At 64.6% G+C, this 15,557-nt stretch carries 15 protein-coding genes; 10 read left to right on the plus strand and 5 right to left on the minus strand.

Annotated elements, in window-relative coordinates:
• Positions 1–231: 231 nt before the first annotated feature.
• Positions 232–1,323 (minus strand): heat-inducible transcriptional repressor HrcA, encoded by a 1,092-nt coding sequence (hrcA, locus tag ACILRN_RS09700; RefSeq protein WP_395687755.1) that lies wholly within the window; start codon positions 1,321–1,323, stop codon positions 232–234.
• A gap of 79 nt (positions 1,324–1,402) precedes the next feature.
• Here hrcA and rph point away from each other — a divergent pair, with 79 nt between their 5' ends.
• From rph to gshB, 6 genes are read left to right on the plus strand one after another with little or no spacing between them, the layout of a single operon-like run.
• On the plus strand, positions 1,403–2,116 hold the full coding sequence (rph, locus tag ACILRN_RS09705) for a ribonuclease PH (protein WP_395687782.1): 714 nt from the start codon (positions 1,403–1,405) through the stop codon (positions 2,114–2,116).
• The gene (gene rdgB, locus ACILRN_RS09710) at positions 2,116–2,721 is read left to right on the plus strand and encodes an RdgB/HAM1 family non-canonical purine NTP pyrophosphatase (protein WP_395687757.1); all 606 of its coding nucleotides are present in this window, start codon (positions 2,116–2,118) and stop codon (positions 2,719–2,721) included. The genes rph and rdgB overlap by 1 nt, the downstream gene beginning before the upstream one ends.
• On the plus strand, positions 2,708–3,856 hold the full coding sequence (gene hemW, locus ACILRN_RS09715; RefSeq protein ID WP_395687759.1) for a radical SAM family heme chaperone HemW: 1,149 nt from the start codon (positions 2,708–2,710) through the stop codon (positions 3,854–3,856). Before rdgB ends, hemW begins: the two co-directional genes overlap by 14 nt.
• A 15-nt stretch (positions 3,857–3,871) precedes the next feature.
• A complete protein-coding gene (gene rsmI / locus ACILRN_RS09720) occupies positions 3,872–4,768 on the plus strand; it encodes a 16S rRNA (cytidine(1402)-2'-O)-methyltransferase (protein WP_395687760.1) in 897 nt (298 codons plus the stop codon).
• The gene (locus ACILRN_RS09725; protein WP_395687762.1) at positions 4,758–5,123 is read left to right on the plus strand and encodes a YraN family protein; all 366 of its coding nucleotides are present in this window, start codon (positions 4,758–4,760) and stop codon (positions 5,121–5,123) included. Before rsmI ends, ACILRN_RS09725 begins: the two co-directional genes overlap by 11 nt.
• A gap of 1 nt (position 5,124) precedes the next feature.
• Positions 5,125–6,063, plus strand: coding sequence for a glutathione synthase (gene gshB, locus ACILRN_RS09730; protein ID WP_395687764.1), 939 nt, complete (start codon positions 5,125–5,127; stop codon positions 6,061–6,063).
• Here gshB and ACILRN_RS09735 read toward each other — a convergent pair.
• A complete protein-coding gene (locus ACILRN_RS09735) occupies positions 6,060–6,737 on the minus strand; it encodes a haloacid dehalogenase type II (RefSeq protein ID WP_395687766.1) in 678 nt (225 codons plus the stop codon). The genes gshB and ACILRN_RS09735 overlap by 4 nt on opposite strands.
• 72 nt (positions 6,738–6,809) lie before the next feature.
• Complete coding sequence (locus ACILRN_RS09740; protein ID WP_395687768.1) at positions 6,810–7,583, minus strand: cytochrome c biogenesis CcdA family protein; 774 nt, start codon at positions 7,581–7,583, stop codon at positions 6,810–6,812.
• Between the two features lie 124 nt (positions 7,584–7,707).
• Between ACILRN_RS09740 and ACILRN_RS09745 the strand changes: the two genes are divergently transcribed.
• The 4 genes from ACILRN_RS09745 (at position 7,708) to ACILRN_RS09760 (ending at position 10,981) form a co-directional block, all read left to right on the plus strand.
• On the plus strand, positions 7,708–8,655 hold the full coding sequence (locus ACILRN_RS09745) for a zinc ABC transporter substrate-binding protein (RefSeq protein WP_395687770.1): 948 nt from the start codon (positions 7,708–7,710) through the stop codon (positions 8,653–8,655).
• A gap of 75 nt (positions 8,656–8,730) precedes the next feature.
• Complete coding sequence (locus ACILRN_RS09750; RefSeq protein WP_395687772.1) at positions 8,731–9,399, plus strand: DUF1007 family protein; 669 nt, start codon at positions 8,731–8,733, stop codon at positions 9,397–9,399.
• A complete protein-coding gene (locus ACILRN_RS09755) occupies positions 9,399–10,505 on the plus strand; it encodes a nickel/cobalt transporter (RefSeq protein ID WP_395687774.1) in 1,107 nt (368 codons plus the stop codon). The genes ACILRN_RS09750 and ACILRN_RS09755 overlap by 1 nt, the downstream gene beginning before the upstream one ends.
• Before the next feature lie 5 nt (positions 10,506–10,510).
• Positions 10,511–10,981: a TspO/MBR family protein gene (locus tag ACILRN_RS09760; protein WP_395687776.1), complete on the plus strand. Its 471-nt coding sequence runs from the start codon at positions 10,511–10,513 to the stop codon at positions 10,979–10,981.
• An 8-nt stretch (positions 10,982–10,989) separates the two neighbouring features.
• On the opposite strand, the gene ACILRN_RS09765 is transcribed toward ACILRN_RS09760, so the two are convergent.
• Entirely contained in the window at positions 10,990–14,229 is a 3,240-nt protein-coding gene (locus ACILRN_RS09765) for an error-prone DNA polymerase (RefSeq protein ID WP_395687778.1), read from the minus strand.
• On the minus strand, positions 14,226–15,557 hold a 1,332-nt coding region (locus ACILRN_RS09770; RefSeq protein WP_395687780.1), incomplete at its 5' end, for a Y-family DNA polymerase. The genes ACILRN_RS09765 and ACILRN_RS09770, both read right to left, overlap by 4 nt.

Genomic DNA, 15,557 nt, shown 5'->3' on the forward strand with positions numbered 1-15,557 from the left:
CAGCAGCCGGTCTTTCAGCTGGGCAGCCTCTTCGCGCAGCTGGGCGATTTCCAGCTCGCGGGCATCGATGGCAAGCACCTCGGCAAGTTCCTCCGCGCTCGTTGCATCCGGAGTTTCGCCGGCCGCCTGCGCCTTGGCAGCGGCCTGCTCGGTTGCTGTGCTGTCATCAGCCATGACTCTAATTCCTTGATATCGTGCCCGGCTGGCATATCGGCTGCCTCGACCGAAAAATCAAGTGAGCAGGCGCCCGATTGCCTTGGCCGTATAGTCAACCATGGGAATGATGCGGGCATAATTGATGCGGGTGGGGCCGATGATGCCCATCACGCCGACGATCTTTTCCTCGGCGTTGCGGTAGGGCGCCACAATGATGGAGCTTCCGGACAGCGAGAACAGCCGGTTCTCGGACCCGATGAAGATTCGCACCCCTTCGCCGATCTCGGCGGCGCCCAGGAGCTGCGCCAGCTCCTTCTTGTTCTCGATGTCGTCGAACAGCTTGCGGATACGCTCGAGATCGGCCGCGGCGGTGGCATTCTCGATCAGATTGGCCTGGCCGCGCACGATCAGCGTCTTGTCGTCGGCGTCCGTGGCGCCCGACCACTGGCCGATGCCCGCCTCGACGATGCGCGCGGAAATCTCGTCCAGCTCGCGGCGCAGGTTCTGCATCTCGTCCCGCACGAAGAGCTGCACCTCGGCGATGGTCTTGCCCTGAAAGCGGGTCGAGAGATAGTTCGAGGCTTGCGTGAGGCTTGAGGGCGGCAGCCCCCGCGGCACCTCGATCACGCGGTTCTCGACGCTGCCGTCCTCGCCCACCAGGATGACCAGTGCACGGCCAGGGCCGAGATTGACGAACTCGATGTGTTTCAGACGCGAATTGATCTTGGGCGCCAGGATGACGCCGGCGCAGTGCGACAGGCCGGAAAGCATCGTGGTGGCTTCGCCCAGCACATCCTCAAGCCGGCGCTGGCGGTTGGAGGCGGCAATCTGGGCGTCGATGCGCGATCGCTCGTCTGCGCTCATGGCGCCCACTTCCATGACCGCGTCGACGAAGAACCGCAGGCCCTGTTCCGTTGGCACCCGTCCAGCACTGGTGTGCGGCGAGAAGATGAGGCCTGCATCCTCGAGGTCCATCATCACGTTGCGCACCGAGGCGGGCGACAGGTTCTGCGGCAGTATGCGCGAAATGGTGCGCGAGCCAACCGGCTCGCCGGTTTCGAGATAGGTGTCGACGAGGCGGCGGAAGATATCGCGCGAGCGCTGGTCGAGCCCGGCGATCCCGGAGAGACGCTCATCGGCGAAGGACTTGGGCGGGATCATGCTCATGGACCCAATGTAGAAATCAAGTTGGCGCGGGTCAATCGAGGGGCTAGAAGCCAGATCTTGGGAACAAGGAATGAACATCATGCGTCCATCAGGACGGAAACCGGACGAATTGCGCCCCGTCAGCTTTGCCCGCGGCTTCACCCGCCATGCGGAAGGCTCATGCCTCGTTCGCTTCGGCGACACCCATGTGCTGTGCACGGCCTCGCTTGAGGAAAAGGTACCGCCCTGGCTCAAGGGCGGCGGCAAGGGCTGGGTCACTGCCGAATATGGCATGCTGCCACGCGCCACGCATGAGCGCACCAGGCGCGAGGCGGCATCCGGCAAGCAATCCGGCCGCACCCAGGAAATCCAGCGCCTCGTCGGCCGCAGCCTGCGCGCCGTGGTTGATCTGGTCGCACTTGGCGAACGCCAGATCACGCTCGACTGCGACGTGCTGCAGGCCGATGGCGGAACCCGCACCGCAGCGATCACCGGCTCCTGGGTGGCGCTGTTCGACTGCCTGAAATGGATGGAGCAGCGCGCCATGTTCAAGGCCTGGCCGCTGAAAGACCATGTCGCCGCCATTTCCTGCGGCATTCATGGCGGGGTGCCTGTGCTCGACCTCGACTATCCGGAAGATTCGTCTGCCGCAACCGATGCCAATTTCGTCATGACCGGCCAGGGCGGCATCGTCGAAATCCAGGGCACGGCGGAGGGCGAGCCCTTCTCCCAGGACAGCCTGATGGAGCTGCTCGGCCTCGCCCGCAAGGGCATCGCAGAGCTGGTCGCCGCGCAGCGGGCAGCAATTGCCTGATGCGCGGGCTCGCCGGCACGAAGATCGTGATCGCCACCCACAACCGGGGCAAGCTCGAGGAGTTTCGCGCTCTGTTCAGGCCTCACGGCATCGAGGCGGTGTCGGCTGGCGATCTCGGGCTTGCGGAGCCTGCCGAAACCGAAGCCAGTTTCGCCGGCAATGCCCGCATCAAGGCGCATGCGGCAATGAAGGCAAGCGGCCTCATCGCCATTTCCGATGACTCCGGGCTGTGCGTGGAGGCGCTTGGTGGAGAACCCGGTGTACACACCGCCGACTGGGCAGGGCCAGGTCGCGACTGGACCATGGCCATGCGCCTTGTCGAAGAGAAGCTGCAGGCGCGGGGGGCCACCACTCCCGAGAAGCGCCGTGCCGAGTTCGTCTGCACGCTGTGCGTCGCCTGGCCCGATGGCGAGGACCGGATCTATGAGGGCCGCATCGCCGGAACGCTTGCGTGGCCACCGCGCGGCAAGCTCGGCCACGGCTATGACCCGGTGTTCGTGCCGGACGGTGAGACCCGCAGCTTCGCCGAGCTGACGCCCGCGGAGAAGAACAAGATCTCGCACCGCGCCAGGGCGCTGGACAGTCTCGTCCGTGACCTCCTCTGACGCCTTCGGAATCTACGTGCACTGGCCGTTCTGCAAGGCCAAGTGCCCTTATTGTGACTTCAACAGCCATGTCCGCCACGCACCCGTTGACACAATGTCTTTCGCAGGCGCGCTGGCGCGCGAACTCGCGTGGTTCGCCACTGAAACGCCCGGCCGCACCGTCACGTCGATCTTCTTCGGCGGCGGCACGCCCTCGCTGATGCCGCCCGCCGCAGTGGCCCATGTGCTCGACGCCATTGCCACTCTGTGGCGTGTTTCTCCCGATGTCGAGACGACGCTCGAAGCCAACCCGACCTCGATCGAGGCGGAAAATTTCCGCGGCTACCGTACAGCGGGCATCAACCGCGTGTCAGTGGGCGTGCAGGCGCTGGTTGACGCTGATCTGCGCGCACTGGGCCGCCAGCACTCCGCTACAGAAGCCATCGCTGCTTTCAGGCTGGCCGCCAGCATCTTTCCGCGCGTGTCTTTCGACATGATCTATGCAAGGCCCGGCCAGACCCCCGATGCCTGGAAGGCCGAACTCTCGCACGCGCTTGCCGAGCAGCAGGGGCACATGTCGCTCTACCAGCTCACGATCGAGCCCGGCACCGCCTATTTCGATCTGCATGCGCAGGGTCGTCTCGTCACGCCCGGGGAAGAGCCCGCCGCGGAGCTCTATGATCTGACCCAGGAGTTGACGGAGAAGGCGGGCCTTGCCGCCTATGAAGTGTCCAACCACGCAAGGCCCGGCGATGAGTCACGCCACAATCTGCTCTACTGGCGCTATGGCGAATATGCAGGCGCGGGACCTGGCGCCCATAGCCGCCTGGCCAGTGGCAGAAACCGCCGGGCGCTGATCGCCGAGAAACATCCCGAGACGTGGCGCAGTCTGGTCGAGACGCAAGATCATGGCATCGTCAGCGACGTTGCGGTGACGCCGGAGGAGCAGGCGCAGGAATATCTGCTGATGGCGCTGCGCATTGCCGAGGGCGTGGATCTTTCGCGCTACGGCGCGCTCGCCGGACGCGGCATCGATGCCGCGCGTCTGGCCAGCCTTGCCGAGCTCGATCTCGTGACGCTGGAAGGCCAGCGCCTTGCAGCGACGGCGCGGGGCCGCAAGCTGCTCAATGCCGTGATTGCAGAGCTGGCGGTCTGACACTAACGTCGACCCATGAACCCCGCCCGCCCCAGCTACACGATAGGCGCGCACCGCTTCGAGGCAGATCCGGTCGCGCCCGGACTTCATCTGGTGGCGACACCCATCGGCAATCTCGGTGACATCACCTTGCGCGCGCTGACAACGCTGGCTGCCGCCGATATCGTCCTGTGCGAGGATACGCGCACCAGCGGCAAGCTGATGGAGCGTTTCGCCATTCGCACCAAGCTCTCGCCCTATCATGAACACAATGCCCAGAAGGTCCGGCCGGCAATCCTTGCCCGGCTCAGCGATGGAGCAACGATCGCATTGATCAGCGATGCCGGCATGCCGCTGGTCTCGGACCCCGGCTACCGGCTAGTGACGGAAGCCCTAGCTCTGTCCATTCCGGTGACGGTCTGCCCTGGGGCCTCGGCGGTACTGGCGGGGCTTGCAGTTTCCGGATTGCCCACCGACCGCTTCCTGTTTGCGGGCTTCCTGCCACAGAAGCCGGGCGAACGCCGCAGGGTTCTCAGCGAGTTCGCCGGCACTAGGGCCACGCTGGTGTTCTTCGAAAGCCCGCACCGCATCATCGAGGCGCTCCATGATGTTGCGGCCACGCTACCCGGCCGCACGGTCGCGGTGACGCGTGAACTGACCAAGCTCCACGAGGAGGTACTGCGCGGAACAGCCACGGACATCGCCGCGAGGCTCACTGCACGGCCGGCGGTGAAGGGCGAGATCACGCTTCTGGTCTCGCCGCCCGTTGCCCAGGATGTCGTCTCCGAGGACGACCTCGAGGCAGCCATTACCGAGGCGCTCGCCAGTCTGCCGGCCAGCAAGGCGGCCTCCGACATTTCGAAACGCCTCAAGCTCAACCGGGCCGAGATCTACCAGCGCATCCTGGCGCGCAAGGAGCGCGATGGTCCATGACCGCCGGACATCCGAGAACCGGGGCCGCGCGGCGGAACTCGCCGCGCTGTGGTATCTGCGGTTCAAGGGCTGGCGGCGTCTGGCGCTGCGGTACAAGTGTCCAGTTGGCGAGGTTGACCTCATCATGCAGCGGGGGAAGGTGACAGCCTTCATCGAGGTGAAGATACGCAAGACCCCCGCCGAGGCCATCGAGGCCGTATCGCCCCGTCAGGCGCGGCGCATCTCCGCAGCAGCCCAGCACTTCCTCGCACGCCACCCCTTGGCTGCCTCGACGGCCTGCCGTTTTGACATCGTGGCGCTGAGCCCCTACCACTGGCCGCGGCATATCGAGAACGCCTTCGACGGAGACCAATGAGATGGTGCTGAGTGTTGCGGTGCAGATGGACCCGATCCAGTCCATCAACATTGCGGGCGATTCAACCTTCGCCATGATGCTGGAGGCGCAGGCGCGCGGCCACCGGCTGTTCTATTACCAGACGAAAACGCTGGCGCTCGAGAGCGGCGCCCTGTTCGCCACAGGCCATGACATCGCGGTGCGCGACGAGTCAGGCAATCATTTCACACTGGCAGCCGAGCGCCGCGCCGATCTGGGCGGCTGCGACGTGGTGTTGATGCGCCAGGACCCGCCCTTCGACATGGGCTACATCACAGCCACCCACATGCTCGAGGCCATTCACCCACGCACCCTGGTGGTGAACGATCCTGCCGAAGTCCGCAACGCGCCCGAAAAGCTCTTCGTGCTGAACTACCGTCAGTTCATGCCGGAAACCATCATCACACGCGATGCCGCAGAGCTGGCGGCCTTCCGTCGCGCCCATGGTGACATCATCCTGAAGCCGCTCTATGGCAATGGCGGAGCAGGCGTGTTCCGGCTGGGCGAGAGCGACCAGAATTTCTCCGCCCTTCTCGAACTGTTCACCCAGACCTTCCGCGAGCCCTTCATCGCGCAGCGCTATCTTCCTGACGTGCGCAGGGGTGACAAGCGCATCATCCTGGTGGACGGCAAGGCGGCAGGCGCCATCAACCGCGTCCCGGCAGTGAACGAGAACCGCTCGAACATGCATGTGGGCGGCCGGGCGGAGCCCACGACACTCACCCGGCGCGAACAGGAAATCTGCGAGGCGCTCGGCCCTGATCTGAAGGCACGCGGCCTGATCTTCGTCGGCATCGACGTGATCGGCGACTGTCTCACCGAGATCAACGTCACCTCACCCACCGGGATCCGCGAGGTGAAGCGATTTGGCGGCGCCGACATCGCGAGCCTGATCTGGGATGCAATCGAGGCGCGCCGCTAGAGAAGAGCCGCGAGGCCGCCAAGATCGGGGATATAGGCGGCGGGCCTGCCGGGAATGCGATCGTCCCTGAGACCGAAGCGGTCAACACGCACTGCCTGGAAACCAAACTGGGCAGCGGCCTGCGCATCCCAGCAATTGGCGGAAATAAAGCATACCGCCGGTGCGTCATGGATCTGCAGCTTCTGCATCGCATGGCGGTAGACGCGGCGGCTGGGCTTGTAGATTCCCACATCCTCGACCGAGAGGACAAGGTTGAAGAAGCGCTCGAGGCCGGCATGGCTGACAATGGCTTCGAGCATCGACGGGCTGCCATTGGAGAGAATGGCCGTGAGCTTGCTCTTCGATTTCACGGTCTCCAGCGCCTCCATCACTTCGGGATAGGCGTCGAGCTTCAGGTAGAGCGCCATCAATTCATCCTTGAGGCCAGGTTCGGCGACGCCATGCTGGTCGAGCGTATAGTCGAGCGCCTCGGAGGTCACATGCCAGAAATCGGCATGCACGCCCATCAGGCTCCTGAGCCAGGTGTATTCGAGTTGCTTCTGGCGCCACAGCCGCGAAATATCTTCGGCCTTGCCGCCAAGCTCGGCGGCCAGCTTGCGCACAGGCGCATGCACGTCGAACAGCGTGCCATAGGCGTCAAATACGCAGGCCCTGATACCGTGAAGCTTGGTCATGCCGCCATCTCCCGCATGATCCTGGAGATGATGCGCGCAAAACCCCGTCAAGACAACAGTTGCGTCAGTGACTCAGCCGAGATTGAGCAGGAAGGGGAACCGTTCGATCAACCAGTAGGACACGGCCTGCACGCCACCCGTGATGAACATGAGGCCCGAGACGACGAGCAGGGCGCCGGCCACCTTCTCCACCTTGCCGAGATGCTTGCGGAAGCGCGCCATGAAACCCATGAAGGTGCCGATGCCCGCCGCGGCCAGGAGGAAGGGAATGCCAAGCCCTGCCGAATAGACGGCCAGCAACCCGGCGCCCTTGGCCACATCCTGTTCGCTGGCCGCGATGGTGAGAATGGTGCCCAGAACCGGGCCGATGCATGGAGTCCAGCCGAAGGCAAAGGCAAGGCCGATCAGATAGGCGCCAACAAGCCCGCCGGGATGGGCATCGTGCTGATAGCGGAGTTCTCTGGAAATCCACAACAGGCGGAACAAGCCGAGGAAGTGAAGCCCCATGACGATGATGATAAGGCCCGCCACGGCCGTGACGGGATTGAAGGAAAACCCCAGAACCTCGACCTGACGGGCAAGTTCGGTGCGCAGCAGGCCACCAAGCCACGAGGCGCTGGCGCCCAGCGCCACGAACACCGTGGAGAAGCCGAGCACGAACAGCAGCGCGGCCAGAAGCGTGCGCCGCCGCTCCTCCTGAGGGCGGGCCTTATGGTCCACCAGTTCCTCAAGCGATGTGCCGGTTATGAAGCACAGATAGGGTGGCACCAGCGGCAAAACGCAAGGGCTGAGAAAACTCAGCGCGCCGGCAAACAGAGCCGCGCCGATCGAGACATCCAGGGCCATGGTCCTTCTCTGACAGGTCAGCGGCGGCCTGGCAATTCGCCGTGGGGCCGCAGCATCCGGCAGGGCTTGACCACAGCAGAGTTCTAATGATATGTTATATTATAACATTACATTGGAGTCATGCATGCGCCTTAGCCTGGCCGCCATTTTGCTGCTGTTCGGCACGATCCCCGTCCTTGCCCAGCCGAGGGTGATTGCTTCGGTGGTGCCCGTTCACGCGATCGTCTCTGCCGTCATGGGCAATACCGGCCAGCCGGAACTGCTGCTTCAGGGCAGCCTCTCCGAGCACCGCGCCAAATTCACTCCGCAGCAGATTGCGGCGCTGGGCAAGGCCGATCTGGTGTTCATCGTCGGGCAGGGGCTCGAGGCGAAGCTTTCCCAGTTGAGCGGCAGCGACGCCGTCAACGGCAAGCAGTTTGTCGAACTGGCCATGGCGCCCGGCGTTGCCAGGCTTCCCATTCGCGAAGGCGGCGCGTGGGCGGCCCACGATCACGACCACGGCCATGACCATGGCGAGGGTCATGACAACGATCACGACCATGCCGGGAGCGTGCTTGCGTTTGACCCGCATGTCTGGCTCGATCCAGAGAACGCCAAGGCCATGGCAGTCGCCGTCGCGGGGAAACTTTCGGAGGCCGACCCGTCGAATGCCGCCGTTTATGCCGCCAACGCAGCGGCCTTTGCCCAATCACTCACGCTGCTCTCCGCTGACATCGCAGCCCGGCTGCAGCCGGTGAAAGACAGGCCCTATGTGGTATTCCATGATGCCTTCCAGTATTTCGAGACTCGCTTCGGGCTGACGCCCGCCGGGGCGATTGCCGACGTCTCCGCCCAGCAACCCTCCGCGAGGCGGATCTCCGAATTGCGCCATCAGATCGATGCGGTGAAGGCAGTCTGCGTCTTCCGCGAGCCGCAGTATGATGACAGGCTGGTCAGCACCGTGACCGAGGGAACGACGGCTCGCCCGGGCGTGCTGGATCCGCTGGGCGCGCAGCTGACGCCGGGGCCCGATGCCTATCAGGCCCTGCTCAAAGACCTGGCCAGCGGCTTTGGTGAATGTCTGTCTGGTTGATCCTGGCCGCCAGCGCTTCACTTTTTCGCCGCATTGCCACATCATTCCTCACCCGAGTCGAAGGAGCGGGGAGAAATGAACCTACGGCGGGTTATGAGTTCGGCCTGTCTGGCGCTGACCTGTGCTGCCAGCTGCGCACCTGCGCTCGCCCACCCGCATGTTTGGATCGAGATGCGCTCAGATGTGGTGTTCAATGATCAGGGACTGATCACTGCCGTGAACCTGATGTGGACCTTCGATGATGGGTATGCGCAGATGGCGCTCGATGGCCTCGATGCCAACGGCGATGGCGACTACGCCCCCTCTGAACTCGAGCCGCTCACCCGCGAGAACATGGAGTCGCTCAGGGACTATGATTATTTCACCGTGATCCGCTTCAACGGCGAGAAGCAGGCACTGGGCCCCGCGACGGATGCGGGACAGATCTATTCCAACGGCAAGCTGCAGCTGCATATGCAGGTGCCACTCGCCACACCGCTTGATCCCACCAAGGGCGCCTTCGTGGCCAAGGTCTATGACCCGGATTTCTTCATTGCCTTCGACTATGCAGGCGATGAACCCGTCACGGTTCTGGGCGCCATGCCACAGGCCTGCACGCTGGTGGTGAAACCGGTGCCAACCGATGCCGAGCTCGAGCAGACCCGCGCCATGCTGGCTACCAAGGGCCGTGACTGGAAGCCCGAGAACGAAGAGGATTTCGGCGCACTGTTCGCCCAGCCGGTGACGGTTCAGTGCAGCACGTGATGCGGCTGCTCATGGGCCTCGTCGCCGTTCTGTGCCTGGCACTGGCCGTTTTGCCCCAGGCCAGCGCCCAGACGAGTACCGCCCCGGCAGCCCAGCAGGCAGAAGCACCGCCGAAGATCGACCGCCGCAAGCTGCTGGTGCAGCCACGCAACAAGGACGGCACGGTCGAAGAGGTGGCCTTTCTGGAAGACCCCATGCTATGGGCCCGCGACAAGCAGCAGGCGTTTTACGGCCGGCTTTCAGCCGCGCTCCGCCAGATGAAGGGGGCCTCGCCGCTGACTGCGACCTGGACCCTGATGCTGCTGAGCTTCGCCTATGGCGTGTTTCACGCCGCAGGGCCCGGCCACGGCAAGGCCGTCATCTCGGCCTGGCTGCTGGCCACCGAGAATGAGCTGAAACGTGGCGTGCTGATTTCGCTGATGAGCGCCGTCATCCAGGCGCTGACCGCCATAGTGCTGGTCAGCGCGCTGCTCCTCGTGGTGGCAAGTGTCGGTTCGACCGCGCGCAGCTTGGCAGGCCTTCTCGAAAGTGCGAGCTACGCATTCATTGCACTTCTCGGCGCCTATCTGCTGTGGACAGGCGTTCTGCTTCTGGCGCCGACGCGCAAGGCATTGCCTGCCGTGGTGGCAACGCGCCAGTCTGTTGCGCTTGATGATTTTTCGAGCTTTCAGCCATTGCGCAATGTGGCTGCGGGATCCGGCCATGTGCATGGCCCAGACTGTGACTGCGGCCATGCGCATCTGCCCTCCGCTCAGGAGGTGAAGGGCGACTGGTCGCTGGCCCGCGCCCTGTCTCTTTCCTTTGCCGTTGGCGTGCGGCCCTGCACCGGCGCCATTCTGGTTTTGCTGTTCGCCAGCGGACTGGGGCTCTACTGGGCAGGCATCGCATCGGCCTTTGCCATGGCGGCCGGCACCTTCATCACCGTGTCGGTGATTGCCGCCATCGCCGTCTATTCAAAGAAGCTGGCAGCGCGTATGATGCGCGGCAATGCTCGTTTGCTGGATGGGTTCACCATCGCCCTCCGGCTTGCGGGCGGTCTGGCGATTGCCTGTCTGGGCACGATCCTGTTCCTCGGCTCGCTGGGCTCAACCAACGCGATGATGTGAGACACATGCTGCGCAACAAATGGGCCGTGCTTGCTCTACTGATCCTGCTCTGCCTTGCGGTTGGCATGCTGGGCGGGCTTGCCAGCACGGCGTCGATCGACGGCTGGTACCGGACCATCGCCAAGCCCGCATGGACACCCCCCGATGCCGTGTTCGGCCCGGTGTGGACGCTGCTCTACATCATGATGGCGGTGGCAGCCTGGCTGGTATGGCAAACCGGTGAACAGGTAAGGCCCGCTCTCATCCTGTTCTTCGTGCAGCTGGCGCTGAACCTGCTTTGGACATTACTGTTCTTCGCAGCACGCTCGCCTGGCCTGGCGCTGATCGAGGTCGTCTTCCTGTGGCTTGGCGTGGCGCTCACCATGCTGGCGTTTTTCGCACGCTCCAGCCTGGCGGGCTGGCTGTTCGTGCCCTATCTCGCCTGGGTCAGCTTTGCCGCGGTGCTCAACGCCGCGATCTGGTGGATGAACCGGTAACCAGCAGGTCAGTGAAAGTCGCGGCTCTTCGGAATCACCCGCTGCTGGCGCGGATGGCGGGCAGGCGGCACCTGCCGGTAGGGCTCAGGCCCCGGGCGCACAACCTCATCGGCCCGAGCCAGCGAGGTTTTGAGTGACTGCCCTTCTTCACTGAGCAAGGCAAGCCAATCCGAGCAGTCCTCGATGCGCTGCGCCACCACGTGAATGATGCCGCCCGTCCTCTGCACGCGGCCACGGATCAGCATGAGCCTGGCGCCCATCACCACGGCCCGGTGACTTTCCAGAACCTGCGGCCAGATCACCGCATTGCAAACGGAGAACTCATCTTCCAGCGTCACGAACACCACACCCTTGGCCGAGCCGGGGCGCTGGCGGACCAGCACCACGCCCGCCACGCTGACAGCCGCACCATTGCGCAGCGCCTTGAGGCGGTCATTGTCCGTTACCTTGCGGGCCTCGCAGCGGCCGCGCAGGAACTGCATGGGATGCGCCTTGAGCGACAGTTTCACGGTCTGATAGTCGTTCACCACATGCTCCGAGAGCGGCATGGCCGGGAGCGCCACGGAAGGCTCCGCGCCCTGCTCCAGCGCCTGCGCGAAGGCAAAAAGCGGCAACGGGTCGGACCGCGACAGCGCCTTCACCTCCCACAGCGCGGCGCGCCGGTCGAGACCCAGCGAGCGGAAGCAATCGGCGGCGGCAAGCTTCTCGAGCCCTGCTGCAGGAACGCCAGCCGCATGCAATGCTGCAATTGACAGATTTTTACTTCGTGTACGGACTTCAACAAGCCGCAAGCCATCAGCAAGCCGCAGGCCTTCCACCTCGCGCAGGCCGAGCCGCAGCGCAGCGCGCGAGGTGTTGGAGGCTGGCTCCTCCAGCGTCGAATCCCACTCCGAGAAGGTGATGTCGACGGGCCGCACCTCGACCCCGTGCTCGCGTGCATCACGCACGATCTGGGCTGGCGCATAAAAGCCCATGGGCTGGGAGTTGAGCAGGGCAGCGGCAAAAACCTCCGGGTAATGGCGCTTGAGCCAGGCCGAGACATAGACGAGGTGGGCAAAGCTTGCGGCATGGCTTTCGGGAAATCCATATTCACCAAAGCCTTTGATCTGGCTGAAGCAGCGCGCCGCGAAAGCAGCATCATAGCCGCGCTCCACCATGCGGTTGACCATTTTCTGCTCAAGCCTGCCGATGGTGCCACGGCGCCGGAAGGTGGCCATGGCCTTGCGCAATTCATTGAGCTCGCCCGCGGTGAACTCGGCCGCCACCATCGCGAGCTTCATCGCCTGTTCCTGGAACAGCGGCACGCCCCTGGTACGGCCGAGCACCTGGCGCAATTCATCGGGCGGTCCGAAATCGGGGTGCGGGGCGGGATAATCCTCGGGCTCCAGCCCATCGCGGCGCCGCAGATAGGGATGCACCATGTCGCCCTGGATGGGGCCGGGGCGCACGATCGCCACCTCGATGACGAGGTCATAGAAGCAGCGCGGCCGGAGCCGCGGCAGCATGTTCATCTGGGCCCGGCTCTCGACCTGGAAGACGCCGACGGAGTCCGCCTTGCACAGCATGTCATAGACCGCCGCGTCCTCGCGCGGCAGCGTGGCCAGCTCATAGCGAAGGCCATACCAGGCGGCGATCAGCCCGAAGCTCTTCTGGATGCAGGTGAGCATGCCGAGCGCCAGCACGTCGATTTTCAGGATGCCCAGCGTGTCGATGTCGTCCTTGTCCCATTCGATGAAGGTGCGCTCCGCCATGGCAGCATTGCCGATCGGCACGGTTTCATCGAGACGGCCCTTGGTGAGCACGAAGCCACCGACATGCTGCGAGAGATGGCGTGGAAAGCCCTGTAGCTCATCGGCAAGCTCAATCACCCGGGCGAGCAGCGGGTCATCGGGGTCAAGGCCCGCCTCCTTGAGCCTCCCGGCCTGCATCTCCTCGCTCATGCGGCCCCAGACGATGCCGGCCAGTGCTGCGGTCACATCCTCCGACAGGCCCATGGCCTTGCCCACCTCGCGCAGGGCCGAGCGGCCGCGATAGCTGATGACGGTGGCGGCAAGCCCGGCGCGCTCGCGGCCATAGCGGGCGTAGATGTACTGAATTACCAGCTCGCGCCGCTCATGCTCGAAGTCGACGTCGATATCAGGCGGCTCCTTGCGCTCCTCCGAGATGAATCGTTCGAACAGCAGCTCGATCTCGCCGGGGTCGACCGCCGTGATGCCGATCGCATAGCAGACGGCAGAGTTGGCGGCCGAACCCCGCCCCTGACAGAGGATGGGCGGATCCTGGCTGCGGGCAAACTGCACGATGTCATGTACGGTGAGGAAATAGGGCGCATAGTTGAGCCTGCCGATCAGCTCCAGCTCGCGCGTGATGCTGCGCCCGACCTTGGGCGGAATGCCCTGCGGGTAGCGCCGCGCCGCTCCCTCCCAGGCAAGATGGGCGAGATGGGCCTGCGGCGTTGTGCCGGGCGGCACGGGCTCTTCGGGATATTCATAGCGGAGCTCATCGAGCGAGAAACGGCAGGCCCCGGCGATGGCCAGCGTGTTGGCGATGGCCTGCGGATGATCGCGGAACAGCCTTGCCATTTCCTCCGGCGTCTTGAGGTGGCGCTCGGCGTTGGCCTCAAGCAGCTGACCGGCCTGCGCCACCGCAACGCCCTCGCGGATCGCGCTCACCACGTCCTGGACGATGCGCCTGCTGGCGTGATGATAGAGCACATCGTTGGTGGCAAGAAATTCGGTGCGGTGGCGGTGCGCCAGTTCAGCAAGGCGGTTGAGCCGCGCCCGGTCATTGCCGCCATAGTGGTGGCTCGCCGCCAGATAAAGCGGTGCCTTGAGGCGCTGGCGGATCTCCGCCAGGCGGCCAGCACCATCGGCCAGCAGCGCGAAGATCATGCCCTCGGCATGCTCATGCACATCCTCGAGCGTCAGCAGGCATTGCCCCTTCTCCGCCCGGCGCTGGCCTAGGCTCAGCAGCCGGCAGAGCCTGCCATAGGCGGCGCGGTCCGCGGGATAGGCAAGAAACGAGAGCCCGTCTGCCACAAGATCGAGCCTGGCGCCCACGATGAAGGAAATTCCAGCGTCCCTGGCCGCCGCATGGGCGCGCACCACGCCGGCGAGCGTGTTGCGGTCGGTGAGGGCCAGCGCGGCAAGCCCCAGGTGACGGGCCTGCGCGGCCAGCTCCTCGGGGTGGGAGGCGCCGCGCAGAAACGAGAAATTGCTGGCACATTGCAGCTCGGCATAGGCGGTCATGCAGATAGTCCGTGTACAAACCATTTGGGCGGCGGGCCATCCGGCTCGCCATAAAGGCCCTCGCGGTAGAGCCAGTAGCGGCGGCCCTGGGCATCCTCTGCAACATAGTAGTCGCGCGGGCGGGCGCTGCGGTCAGCCCGCCACCATTCGGGTGCCAGGCGTTCGGGGCCCTGGGCCTTGACGATGCGGCGGGTAACGCGCCGCCAGGTGAGGCGCATCGGCGGGCCATCGGGCACGGCGGCCACCACTGCCACGGGCTCAGGCATCTCGAAGATGAGCAGCGGCCGGGCGGTGGACGTGACGCGCGCTGCAGCACCCGGCCGCAGCGTAAGGCAGGGTTTCGCCGTTTCGGCATGCTCAGGAATATGGCTTGCTGCGTCTTCGAGCACAAGAAAAGGCGCATCATGGCGGTTCAGCACGCGGTCATTGAGCTGTTCGAGGGCGAGCGTGCTGTCATCCCCGAGAAAGCCATGCTGACGCACCGGCGCCTCTGCCGTCTCGCGCGCCTCCAGCGTCATGGCATCAATGCCGAAACCGGCGTCGATGTCTTCAAGCCGGGGCTTGAGGATCCGCAGCATGTGACCTGCATCATGGGTGGGCGCCGAAAAGCCCGCCGGCACGTTGAGGCGCGAGCCATCACTGCGGAACAGCTTGAGGATGAGCCGCAGTGCTCCCTTGCCTTCACGCGCAAGATCCTGCCCCAGCGCAATGGCAAGGCCTTCGAGAAGGTTTTCAAGCCCGGCCGCATGAATGACGGGTTCCATCAGGGCGCGGTGAACGATCAGGGAGCTGGGTGGATTGAGCGGGTTCAGGGGCTCCTCGCGCGCCCCCATCATTTCGTCGAGCCGGATCAGCACATTCTCGCCAAGACTTTCGCCACGGAAGCGGCGCGCCAGTGCCGCACGGGGAATGGCAAGCAGGGCGCCCACCGTCTTGAGACCAAGGCGACGCAGCGTCTTTGCCGCGGTGGCGTCAATGCGCAGCGCCTCGACGGGCAAGCTCGCGAGATCTCTCGCGTCATAGCGTGCCAGCGCCCACGCAGCGCCAATCGTAGCGCCCTGCCCGGCACGCAGGCTGAAACCATATTGCGCAAGGCGCGAGGTCATGCCGGTGATCATGCGCGCCTCGCCACCGAACAGATGGCCGATGCCGGTGATATCGAGCAGCAGGCCGTCAGGCGCATCAGGCGAAACCCAGGGGCTGTAGCGCTCCATCCAGCGGCACAGGCCGAGCAGGCTTGCCATGTCGGCGTCAGGCTCGTGCGCTTCAGTGAGGAGTTCGGGCAGCTGGGCGCGTGCATCGGCAAGCCGCATGCCACGCGTGAGCCC

This window comes from Aestuariivirga sp. (assembly GCF_044238155.1).
GTDB lineage: Bacteria > Pseudomonadota > Alphaproteobacteria > Rhizobiales > Aestuariivirgaceae > Aestuariivirga.

What these genes read in the sequence shown, in the direction of transcription:
- ACILRN_RS09725 (WP_395687762.1), top strand. Translation starts at nt 4,758, where the DNA reads ATGGTCCATGACCGCCGGACATCCGAGAACCGGGGCCGCGCGGCGGAA.
- hrcA (WP_395687755.1), bottom strand. Translation starts at nt 1,323, where the DNA reads ATGAGCATGATCCCGCCCAAGTCCTTCGCCGATGAGCGTCTCTCCGGG.
- rsmI (WP_395687760.1), top strand. Translation starts at nt 3,872, where the DNA reads ATGAACCCCGCCCGCCCCAGCTACACGATAGGCGCGCACCGCTTCGAG.
- rph (WP_395687782.1), top strand. Translation starts at nt 1,403, where the DNA reads ATGCGTCCATCAGGACGGAAACCGGACGAATTGCGCCCCGTCAGCTTT.
- rdgB (WP_395687757.1), top strand. Translation starts at nt 2,116, where the DNA reads ATGCGCGGGCTCGCCGGCACGAAGATCGTGATCGCCACCCACAACCGG.
- ACILRN_RS09735 (WP_395687766.1), bottom strand. Translation starts at nt 6,737, where the DNA reads ATGACCAAGCTTCACGGTATCAGGGCCTGCGTATTTGACGCCTATGGC.
- ACILRN_RS09765 (WP_395687778.1), bottom strand. Translation starts at nt 14,229, where the DNA reads ATGACCGCCTATGCCGAGCTGCAATGTGCCAGCAATTTCTCGTTTCTG.
- ACILRN_RS09740 (WP_395687768.1), bottom strand. Translation starts at nt 7,583, where the DNA reads ATGGCCCTGGATGTCTCGATCGGCGCGGCTCTGTTTGCCGGCGCGCTG.
- ACILRN_RS09745 (WP_395687770.1), top strand. Translation starts at nt 7,708, where the DNA reads ATGCGCCTTAGCCTGGCCGCCATTTTGCTGCTGTTCGGCACGATCCCC.
- ACILRN_RS09755 (WP_395687774.1), top strand. Translation starts at nt 9,399, where the DNA reads ATGCGGCTGCTCATGGGCCTCGTCGCCGTTCTGTGCCTGGCACTGGCC.
- gshB (WP_395687764.1), top strand. Translation starts at nt 5,125, where the DNA reads ATGGTGCTGAGTGTTGCGGTGCAGATGGACCCGATCCAGTCCATCAAC.
- ACILRN_RS09750 (WP_395687772.1), top strand. Translation starts at nt 8,731, where the DNA reads ATGAACCTACGGCGGGTTATGAGTTCGGCCTGTCTGGCGCTGACCTGT.
- ACILRN_RS09760 (WP_395687776.1), top strand. Translation starts at nt 10,511, where the DNA reads ATGCTGCGCAACAAATGGGCCGTGCTTGCTCTACTGATCCTGCTCTGC.